The organism is Streptomyces sp. AcH 505 (assembly GCF_000818175.1).
GTDB lineage: Bacteria > Actinomycetota > Actinomycetes > Streptomycetales > Streptomycetaceae > Streptomyces.
In genome coordinates this window covers 453,333-463,455 of sequence record NZ_JTIY01000002.1, presented here as the reverse complement: position 1 = coordinate 463,455, position 10,123 = coordinate 453,333, and the positions used below count along the sequence as shown (strand labels likewise).

Annotated in this window: 7 protein-coding genes and 1 pseudogene; 4 read left to right on the top strand and 4 right to left on the bottom strand. The window is 73.8% G+C overall.

The window, feature by feature from the left end; genetic code table 11:
• Both HY68_RS44575 and HY68_RS32225 read left to right on the top strand, forming a co-directional pair.
• Positions 1-192 (top strand): hypothetical protein (locus HY68_RS44575; RefSeq protein WP_206742985.1); only part of this gene is annotated, 192 nt, incomplete at its 5' end.
• A 53-nt stretch (positions 193-245) separates the two neighbouring features.
• Entirely contained in the window at positions 246-1,352 is a 1,107-nt protein-coding gene (locus HY68_RS32225; RefSeq protein ID WP_041998473.1) for an ionic transporter y4hA, read from the top strand.
• Here HY68_RS32225 and HY68_RS32220 read toward each other — a convergent pair.
• Positions 1,349-2,671: an MFS transporter gene (locus HY68_RS32220; protein ID WP_052457367.1), complete on the bottom strand. Its 1,323-nt coding sequence runs from the start codon at positions 2,669-2,671 to the stop codon at positions 1,349-1,351. The two genes, HY68_RS32225 and HY68_RS32220, sit on opposite strands and share 4 nt — an antisense overlap.
• Positions 2,672-2,803: 132 nt before the next feature.
• Here HY68_RS32220 and HY68_RS32215 point away from each other — a divergent pair, with 132 nt between their 5' ends.
• Positions 2,804-4,627 carry a serine hydrolase gene (locus HY68_RS32215; protein ID WP_041998470.1) on the top strand — a complete coding sequence of 608 codons (1,824 nt, stop codon included), beginning with the start codon at positions 2,804-2,806 and terminating at the stop codon, positions 4,625-4,627.
• Between the two features lie 33 nt (positions 4,628-4,660).
• Here HY68_RS32215 and HY68_RS32210 read toward each other — a convergent pair whose 3' ends face one another.
• The 3 genes from HY68_RS32210 to HY68_RS32200 form a co-directional block, all read right to left on the bottom strand.
• A complete protein-coding gene (locus HY68_RS32210) occupies positions 4,661-6,226 on the bottom strand; it encodes an NAD(P)/FAD-dependent oxidoreductase (RefSeq protein ID WP_041998467.1) in 1,566 nt (521 codons plus the stop codon).
• Between the two features lie 79 nt (positions 6,227-6,305).
• On the bottom strand, positions 6,306-8,585 hold the full coding sequence (locus tag HY68_RS32205) for a serine/threonine-protein kinase (protein ID WP_041998464.1): 2,280 nt from the start codon (positions 8,583-8,585) through the stop codon (positions 6,306-6,308).
• A complete protein-coding gene (locus HY68_RS32200) occupies positions 8,564-9,502 on the bottom strand; it encodes an oxygenase MpaB family protein (RefSeq protein ID WP_041998461.1) in 939 nt (312 codons plus the stop codon). Before HY68_RS32200 ends, HY68_RS32205 begins: the two co-directional genes overlap by 22 nt.
• Before the next feature lie 130 nt (positions 9,503-9,632).
• Here HY68_RS32200 and HY68_RS32195 point away from each other — a divergent pair.
• Positions 9,633-10,123, top strand: a pseudogene (locus HY68_RS32195) (ATP-dependent DNA ligase); the annotation flags it as partial.

The following is a 10,123-nucleotide window of genomic DNA, read 5'->3' as shown; positions in this document are numbered from 1 at the left end:
TCCGCCCGGCCGGTCCGGTCCGGTCCGGACCGGACCGGACCGGACCGGACCGGTGAGATGGTGCCGGGCACGGTCGCTCGCCGTACCGTCACCACCCGGCGCCGGGCGGCGGGTCTCGACACGTACCGGGTCGTGTCCGCCCAATCCCGCCGTGCACGCACGCATCCGCGCCGCCCCGCCGTAACGCCCTGACGCCCCGGTCGCTCGCCGCGCGTGGCGTCATTACCTCTGGCAGCGTGTGGCGCATGACGACGAGCACCTTGATCCGGTCGCTGACCTCCCGGTGGACCGTGTGGGTGCCGCTGGTCGCCGTGGTCGCGCTCATCTTCAGCTGGGGCCGGCATCTCCCCGGCGGCGCCGTCGCCGTCGTCGCCCTCTGCCTCGCCGGGGCCGTACTCGCGGCCGTGCACCACGCCGAGGTGGTCGCGCACCGGGTGGGGGAACCGTTCGGCTCGCTGGTCCTCGCCGTCGCCGTCACCGTCATCGAAGTGGCGCTGATCGTCACCCTGATGGTCGACGGCGGCGGCAAGTCGGCGACCCTCGCCAGGGACACCGTCTTCGCCGCCGTCATGATCACCTGCAACGGCATCCTCGGGCTCTGTCTGCTGATCGGCGCGCTGCGCACCCGGGTCGCCGTCTTCAACGCCGAGGGCTCGGGCGCCGCGCTCGCGACCGTCGCGACCCTGGCCACCCTCACGCTGGTCTTCCCGACGTTCACCACCAGCAAGCCGGGCCCCCAGTTCTCCCCCGCGCAACTGGGCTTCGCCGCCGTCGCCTCGCTCGTCATCTACGGGCTGTTCGTCGCCGTACAGACCGTGCGCCACCGCGACTACTTCCTGCCCCTCACCCAGGCGGGCGAGGTGCGGGAGGAGGACGCGCACGCGCCGCTGCCCACCCGGCGCGCCACGGGGCTGAGCCTTCTGCTGCTGCTCGTGGCGCTGATCGCCGTCGTCGGGAACGCGAAGGCGGTGTCACCCACCATCGAGTCGGGCGTCTCGTCCGCCGGGCTGCCGCAGGCCGTCGTCGGCGTGGTCATCGCGCTGCTGGTGCTGCTGCCCGAGACGCTGGCCGCCGTACGCAACGCCCGCCGCGAGCGCGTCCAGACGAGCATCAACCTGGCCCTCGGGTCGGCCATCGCCAGTATCGGCCTGACGATCCCGTGCATCGCCCTCGCCACGATCTGGCTCGACGGACCGCTGGTGCTCGGGCTGAACGCCACTCATATGGTGCTGCTCGCGCTGACCGTCGTCGTGGGCGCCATGACCATCTCGCCCGGCCGGGCGACCCTCCTCCAGGGCGGCGTCCATCTGGGGATCTTCGCCGCCTTCGTCTTCCTCGCCATCAGCCCTTAGGGCTGCGCCTCGGTGGCCGGGGCCGTCGCCGTCACCGGGGCCGTCGCCGTCGCCGTCGCCGGGGACGGGACCGTGCCCGCCGGGGCGGGTTCCTGCGGGTGCGGCGCCCGTAGCGTGCGGACCTGCGGGGACAGCAGGGCGGCCGCCGTCGCGAGGACGACCAAGGCCCCGCAGCCGGCGAGCGCCGTGCCGGTGCCGACGGCGGAGGCGATCGGGCCCGCCACCAGCAGGCCGAGGGGCGCGAAGGCCAGCGACCCGAACAGGTCGTAGGCGCTGACCCTGGACAGCGCCTCCTCGCGCACCTCGTGCTGCATGGTCGTGGACCACAGCACCCCGAAGATGTCGTTGGCGACGCCCGCACAGAACATGGCCGCCGCGATCACCCAGACCGGCGCCGCCGCGCTCAGCAGGAAGATGGGCGCTGCGGCGGGGAACGTGACGAGCACAGCGACCAGGACCGGTCGGCGCACCCGGATCCGGCTTGCCACCCCGGCGCCCGCGATCATGCCGAGCGCCTGGGCGGCGACGATCACGGACCAGGCGCGGGCTCCGCCCAGGCTGTGCTCGGCGGTCAGCGGGCCCAGCACGCCGACGTTCGCGTTCATCGCCGCCACGACGACGGCGTACTGCGCGACCACGACCCACAGCCACTGCCGGGAGGCGAACTCGTGCCAGCCCTCCCGCAGGTCCGCCCAGGTGGTGGTCGCGGCGCGCGGCGGCCGGGCGGCAAGCTTCAGCCCGTTCACCAGCAGCGCGCTGAGCACGAAGGACGCGGCGTTCAGCGCGAGAGCCCAGCCGGCGCCGACGAAGGCGACCGTCACGCCGGACAGCGCGAGGCCGAGCAGCATGGAGCTGTTCGTCCCGACCCGCAGCAGCGCGTTCGCCTGCTGGAGCCTGGCACGGTCGACGACCAGCGGGACGACCCCGGCCATCGCGGGCAGGAACATCGCGGTCGCCGTGCCGGCCAGCACCGCCAGGGCGCACATGGCCCACAGCGGCGCGTGGCCGGTGAGCACCATCGCGGCCAGTCCGCCGTACGCGGCGACCCCGACGACGTCGGAGAGCACCATCAGCCGGACGCGTGACATCCGGTCGGCGATCACCCCGCCGATCAGGATGAACAGCAGCTGCGGCAGTGCCTGGCAGGCGAGGACGAGCGACAGCACCCCGGGGCTGGCTCCCGGCAGCGCGAGGACGGCGAACGCGAGCGCCACCCGGGCGAACCCGTTGCCGAGCACCGAGATGGTGCGGGCCGAGACCAGGAGCACGAAGGGACGATCACGCCAGAGCGAAGCCGCCGCCGGAAGGTCAGTTGCCACGGGGAGCCACCCTAGGGCAGGCCCAGGGGCCGGACCGCCCTGCGGCGAGGGAGGGTTGACATCGCCCGCGCCCTGCAAGAAAGTTTCGCTGTCGATCGTGATCCCGAAAGATACTTTCAGGGAGGGTGCCCCATGACGGAGGACGCTGCGAGCAGAGGCATCAGCCGGCGCAGACTGGGCGGTGGCGTGCTCGCCCTCGGCGGCGCCTTCGCGCTCGCGACCCTCCCGTTCGCGGAGACCGCCGCCGGAGCGGACCTGGGCACGGGGGCCGGGCCCGGTACCGGCCACGGACACGGGCACGGGGCGACGACGCTGCGTCACGGCTCCGCCGAGCGCGCCGGGCTGATCGCCGGTCAGCTGGACGCGCTGGTGACCGACGCCACCGCGTATCTGGGCCCCTCCCCCAAGCACCCTTACTACGCGGGCGCCGTCCTGCTCGCCGGTCGCGGCGGTACGGTGGCGCTGCACCGGCCGATCGGCAAGGCCGTGCGGTACGCGGCGTACGACGACACGACCGACACGGGCGTGGAGTTCCCCGCCGACCAGCAGATCCCGGCGGCCGAGGACACGCTCTACGACCTCGCCTCCCTCTCCAAGCTGTTCACCTCGCTGCTCGCCGTCCAACTGGTCGAGCGCGGTTCGCTGGCGATCGAGGAGAAGGTCGCCGCCTACCTGCCCGAGTACGCGGCCGCCGGCAAGCAGGACATCACGATCCGCCATCTGCTGACGCATGTCTCGGGACTCCAGGCCGACCTGCCGTTCTACGACGAGCCGACGCGCCAGGCGATGCTCCAACTCCTGTGGAACGAGGCACCGGTGAACCCGCCGGGCACGGTCTACCTCTACTCGGACCTCAACATGATCTCGCTCCAGCTGGTGCTGGAGCGGATCACCGGGCGCACCCTCGACACCCTGGTGCGCGACGAGATCACCGCGCCGCTCGGGATGCGCCGCACCCGCTACAACCCGCCCGCCTCCTGGAAGCCGAAGATCGCGGCGACCGAGGACGCCAGGGCGCCGTGGTCGGCGCTCGACCGGGGGCTCGTCTGGGGCGAGGTGCACGACGAGAACGCGTACGCGTTCGGCGGCGTCGCCGGCCATGCCGGGGTCTTCTCCTGCGCCTGGGACCTCGCGGTCCTCGCCCGTACGCTCCTCAACGGCGGCGCCTACGGCACGGTCCGGATCCTGTCGCGGGAGTCGGTGAACTCCCTGTTCACCGACTTCAACACGGACTTCCCCGGCGACGCGCACGGCCTGGGCTTCGAGCTCTACCAGCACTGGTACATGGGCGCCATGGCGACACCCACCACGGCGGGGCACACCGGCTTCACCGGTACGAGCGTCGTACTCGACCCGACGACCGACTCGTTCCTGATCGTCCTCGGCAACTCCGTGCATCCCGTGCGCAATTGGCGCTCCGGCAGCGCGCCCCGGGTCGCCACCGGGAACCGGCTGGCGCGGGCCGTCGCCGTCCGGCCGCAGGACGGCCGTACCGCCTGGTTCTCCGGCATGGCGAGCGCCACCACCGCCACGCTCACCCTGCCCGCGCTGACTCCCACCTCTGCGCACCCCCGGCTGCGCTGCGAGCTGTGGTGGGACACCGAGCCGGGGTCCGACACGCTGTTCCTCGAAGCGTCGGCCGACGCGGGGACGGTGTGGCAGCCCGTCCCGTTCACCACGGTGTGCGCGGGCCAGGAGCCGCAGAGCCATCCGGCGGGCTCGGCCACCGGCTGGTCGGGCCGGGTCTGGCACCATCTGGGCGCCGACCTCACGGCGTGGCGCGGCCAGCGCGTCGTGCTGCGCTGGCGGTACGCGACCGATCCGCTGTACGTGGGACGCGGCGGCTACGTGGACGCGCTGCGCGTGGACGACGGCGGGCGCGTCCTGTTCGACGAGCGGCGCACGCAGGACGCGTCCCGTATCGAGGCTAAGGGCTGGGCGCCGTCGGCCGACTGACGGGGCGTCAGCAAGTCGGCGGCGTACGTCCCGTCACCTGCCCAGCGCCGCCATCGCCGCGTTGTGGCCGGGTACGCCGCTGACCCCGCCGCCGCGTACGGCGCCCGCGCCGCACAGCAGCACATTGGGATGCGCGGTCTCCACGCCCCAGCGTCCGGTCTCCTCGCTCGCGTACGGGAACGACAGGTCGCGGTGGAAGATATGGCCGCCGGGCAGCCGCAGTTCGCGTTCGAGGTCGAGCGGGGTCTTCGCCTCGATACAGGGGCGGCCCTCCTCGTCCAGCGCGAGGCAGTCGGCGATCGGCTCGGCCAGCCGCTCGTCCAGCTGGGCGAGGGTCGCGGCGAGCAGGCTCTCCCGTACCGCGTCGTTCGTCGCCGCGCCCCCGCCGTCGGTCGCGTCTCCGGCGAACAGCCGCGCAGGGGTGTGGAGTCCGAACAGGGTCAGCGTCTGGTAGCCGCGCTCGGCCAGCTCGGGACCGAGGATCGACGGGTCGGTGAGGGAGTGGCAGTAGATCTCCGACGGCGGCGCCGAAGGCAGCGCGCCCGACGCCGCTTCCCGGTAGGCGGTGGCCAACTGCTCGTAGCCCTCGGCCACATGGAAGGTGCCGGCGAACGCGTCGCGCGGGTCGACGGACGTGTCGCGCAGCTTCGGCAGCCGGTGCAGCAGCATGTTGACCTTGAGCTGGGCGCCCTCGGGCGCCGGCGGCGCCTCCTCGCCCAGCAGCCGGGCAAGCGTCCGGGGCGACGCGTTGACCAGCACCTGTCCGGCCGCGACCGTACCGTCACGGCCGTCACCCTCGGTGCGGTAGGAGACCTCGGCGCGGCTGCCGTCCGTCTCGATGCCGGTCGCCTCGTGCCCGGTGACGATCTCGGCGCCCGCGGCCCTGGCCGCCGCGGCCAGCGCGTCGGTGAGCGCGCCCATTCCGCCGACCGGTACGTCCCAGTCGCCGGTGCCGCCGCCGATCACGTGGTAAAGGAAGCAGCGGTTCTGCACCAGTGACGGGTCGTGGGCGTCGGCGAACGTGCCGATCAGGGCGTCGGTGAGCGCCACGCCCCGGACCAGGTCGTTGCCGAAGCGCTTCTCGATCGCGATGCCGATGGGCTCCTCGAAGAGCATCCGCCAGGCCGCCTCGTCGTCGATCCGCAGCCGCAGCTCGTCCCGGGTCAGCAGCGGCTCGGTCAGCGTGGGGAAGACCCGCTCGGCGACGCGCGTGGTCGTGCCGTAGAACTTCCGCCAGGCGACGTACTCGGCGTCGTCGCCGGTCAGCGCGGCGAAGGAGGCGCGGGTGCGGCCCTCGCCGACGAGCAGCCCCGTGCTGCCCTGCGGGGTGTACGAGGACACGGTCCGCTTGCGGACGGCGAAGCGCAGGCCCAGCTCCTGCACGATCTTGTCGGGCAGCAGCGACACCAGGTAGGAGTAGCGGGAGAGCCGTGCGTCGACCCCGGCGAACGGGCGGGTGGAGACCGCCGCCCCTCCGGTGGTGGCCAGGCGCTCCAGGACGAGCACGGAGCGCCCTGCGCGGGCGAGATAGGCGGCGGCGACCAGTCCGTTGTGGCCGCCGCCCACGATCACTGCGTCGTACGTGGCATGTGCGGGCATGGCTCTTGGTAACACGCCATTGATCGGTCGGCCAGAGCGCGGAGCGTCCACCTGCGGTAACGATCCGGTACACGGTCCGTCAGGAACTGTCGTCGTGGCGCCGCCGCAGCGCCGCCACCTGCCGGTACAGCTCCACCGCCTCGGCGGTGCGGCCCAGTTGCTCCAGACAGTGCGCCTCGTCGTTGCGGCTGGACAGCGTGTCGGGGTGGTCGGCGCCCAGCACCCTGGCCCTGCCGTCGGCGACCTGCCGGTAGGCGGTCAGGGCATCGGCCCAGCGGCCGAGCCAGCCGAGGCCGACGGCCACCTCGCGCAGGCTGACGAGCGTGTCGGGGTGGTCGGGGCCCAGCACCCTGGCCCGGATCGCCGACACGTCGCGCGACTCGGCGAGCGCCTCCTCCCAGCGGGCCAGCCTGCCGAGGTTGACGCCCAGGCCGTGTCTGGCGCGCAGCGTCTCCGGGTCGGCGGGGCCCTGGATCCGGGTCCGGTCGCCCGTGAGGCCGCGGTACAGCTCCAGGGCCTCCTCGCTGCGGCCGAGCCTGCCCAGGCAGATGCCGATCTCGTAGCGGGTGGCGAGGGTGTCCCGGTGGTCGGGGCCGAGCGCGAGCGCGCGGGCCGCGGCGACCTCGCGGTAGCCGGTCAGCGCCTCGGCCCAGCGGCCGAGCCTGCCGAGCGCGTAGGCGACCTCGTAGCGGGTCACCAGCGTCTCGGGATGGTCGGCGCCCAGTACCCGGCCGCGGGCGGCTGCGACCTCCAGGGCCATCCGGTAGGAGTCCTCGATCCGGCCGAGCCTGCTGAGGTTGAAGGCGAGGTTGTGCCGGCAGCGCAGGGTGTCCGGGTGGTCGGGGCCCATGGTGCGCTCACGGGAGGCGAGCACCGCCGCGTACACCTCGTGCGCCTCGAAGTGCCGGCTGAGCCGTCCGAGTACGTACGCGGTCTCCTGGCGGGCGGCCAGGGTCTCCGGGTGGTCGGGGCCGAGGCTGCGCCCGCGGCCCTCGGCGACCTGGCCGAATTCGTGCAGCGCGTCGGCGGCCCGGCCCGTCTTGCTGAGGGTGAAGCCGATCTCGTACCTGCTGTCCAGCGTGTCGGGGTGGTCGGGGCCGAGGATCTGGGCGCGCTCGGCGGCGACGGCGCGGTGCGTCTCGCCCGCCTCCTCCCACTGGCCGAGTCTGCCCAGCCGCAGCCCTGCGTTGTGCCGGGCGGTGAGCGCGGCGAGCTGTTCCGGCGGCGGGGTGGGGCGCTGCGCCGACGACAGGTCTCCCCCGGCGGCCGGCGCGCTGATCCACTCGCCGGTCAGTGCCGCCGTGGGGTCGGGGACGAGCTGGTCGGGCGGGGTGGTGCGCAGCAGCGTGGTGCCGGTCGCCTTGTGCCCGGTCGTCATGCCCCGGGTCCAGGCTGGCAGCCGGTGACCCTGCGGCGGTCCGGCGCCGATCGCCGCCGGTGTGTCGCGGGGCGGGTGGGCCGCCGGCTGCGGCCCGTGGTCCTGTACGGGGGCGCCGGGTCCCGCGGTGGAGCGTGCCACGCCGATGCGCCGGCGCAGCTCGCCCGCGTCGGCGGGCCGCTCGTCGGGCTCCTTGGCCAGCAGGTCGAGGACGATCCGGTCGAAGTACGCGGGCAGGTCGGGGCGGTGGCTGCGGGGCGGCTCGGGGGCGGTGTCCCGGTGGCCGACCAGCACGGACCAGGCGTCGCCGAGGTCGAACGGCGGCGCTCCGGTGGCCAGTTCGTACAGGACGCAGCCGAGCGAGTAGAGGTCGCTGCGGTGGTCGACGTTGCCGCCGCCGATCTGCTCGGGCGACATGTAGTGCGGGGTGCCCATCGCCACGCCCGTACCGGTGAGTTTGGCGCTGAAGCCGACGTCGTGGCCGAGGCGCGCTATGCCGAAGTCGCATATCTTCACGGCACCGTCGGGCAGCCGCATGATGTTGGCGGGCTTCAGGTCGCGGTGCACGATGCCCTGCCGGTGCGTGTAGGCGAGGGCGTCGGCGACCTGTTCGGCGATGTCGACGACGTCGGCCACCGGCAGCGGCCGCTGGTCGTTGGCGGCCATCAGCTGGCCGAGGTCCCGGCCTTCGAGCAGTTCCATGACGAGGTACAGGACGCCTTCGTACTCGCCGAAGTCGTGGACGACGGTGACGCCGCGGTGCTGCAGCCCGGCGGCGACCCTGGCCTCGCGGCGGAAGCGCTCGCGCATGATCCGGGTGAAGGAGTGGTCCTGTTCGGGTCCGAGCGGTTTGAGGCACTTCACCGCGACGCGCCGGCCGAGCGATTCGTCGCGCGCCAGCCACACCTCGCCCATCCCGCCGCGCCCGATGAGTTCGAGCAGTCGGTACCGGCCCTGGATCAGCCTGGTGTCGTCCGCCATCGCGTGCTGTCGCCCCCGTCTCGCTGCGCCCTCCCCGGCCCGTCCAGTATGGCGGCCCCCCGGCCAGGTGTGTACGGGTCGGGCCGCGCGTCAGGGCCGAGTCTGGCCATTGCCCCGAGAATGTGCTTCGGCGGCAACTGCCAGCGCAGCCGGGAGGGCAGCAGGCGCAGCAGCCTCCCCGCGACGGTGAGCCGGTGGGTGACCTTACCCGCAGCGGGCGCCGGCCTGCCGTACAGGTCGTGGGCGTACGGCGGCAGCGCGGCGTAGGCGAGCGCGGCGACCTGACGCCACAGCAGCGCCCGCAGCGGTCGCAGCAGGAGGGGGACGGGCGGGCGGCGCAGGAAGTCGTCCACCTCGCGGGCGTCGGGACCGCAGGCCAGCTCCGGCAGGACGGCGGCGAAGTAGGCGTCGAGTTCGGCGGCGGTGCCGGGGACCCGCGCCGGGTCGAGGCCGACGAGCCGGGCGCCCGTGCGGTGCTCGGCCACGTACCGGTCGGCGATCGCGTCGTCGATCGGCAGCCCCGAGCGGCGCAGCACCTGGAGGTAGGAGTCGGCCTCGGCGCAGTGCACCCAGAGCAGCAGCTCGGGGTCGTCGACGCCGTAGCTCTCGCCGGTGGCCGGGTCGGTGGCCTTGAGCAGCCGGTGGATCCGGCGGACCCGGGCGCCCGCCCGCTCGGCGGACCCGGCCGTGCCGTACGTGATGGTGGCGACGAACTGGGCCGTACGGAGCAGCCGGCCCCAGGCGTCGGCGCGGAAGTCGCTGTTCTGCATGATGCCGCCGAGGGCGCGGGGGTGCAGCGCCTGGAGATAGAGGGCGCGAACCCCGGCGATCCACATCATCGGGTCGCTGTGCAGCTGCCAGGTGACGGAGCCGGGGCCGAAGAGGCCGGGGTCGGGCGGCGGCGTGGGCTCGTTCATCTCCACCTCCCCGGACGGCAACGGTCCGGTCAGGTTACGGCGTGGCCGGTGGGGTACGCGCACCGGGCGGCGGGCCGGCCGGTCCGCCGTCGGGCGGGCGGAGCGGCGTCCGACGTTGCAGGATGGCTGCATGCTGCTGGCACCACTGGCCCGTGTGTCCCGTGAGGTCGCCGAGACATCGGGGCGCACCCGCAAGATCTCCCTGCTGGCCGGCCTGTTCCGGGCGGCCGGTCCCGAAGACGTGCCTGTCGTCATCCCGTACCTGGCGGGCCGGCTGCCGCAGGGGCGGATCGGGGTGGGCTGGAACGCCCTGAAGGACCCGCCGCCCGCCGCCGCGGAGGCCACCCTGACGGTGCACGAGGTGGACACGGTCTTCAGCACGCTCGCGGCCGTCGAAGGCGCAGGGGCGCAGGGCGAGCGCAGGCGGCTCGTCCAGGAACTGCTGGCCGCGGCCACCGCCGAGGAGCAGCGTTTCCTCGTCGGGCTGATCTCCGGCGAGGTGCGGCAGGGGGCGCTGGGCGCGCTCGCCGTCGAGGCGCTGGCCGTGGCGTCGGAGGCCGACGGCGACGCGGTACGGCGGGCGGTGATGCTGGCGGGGTCGCTCCAGCCGGTGGCCGAGCG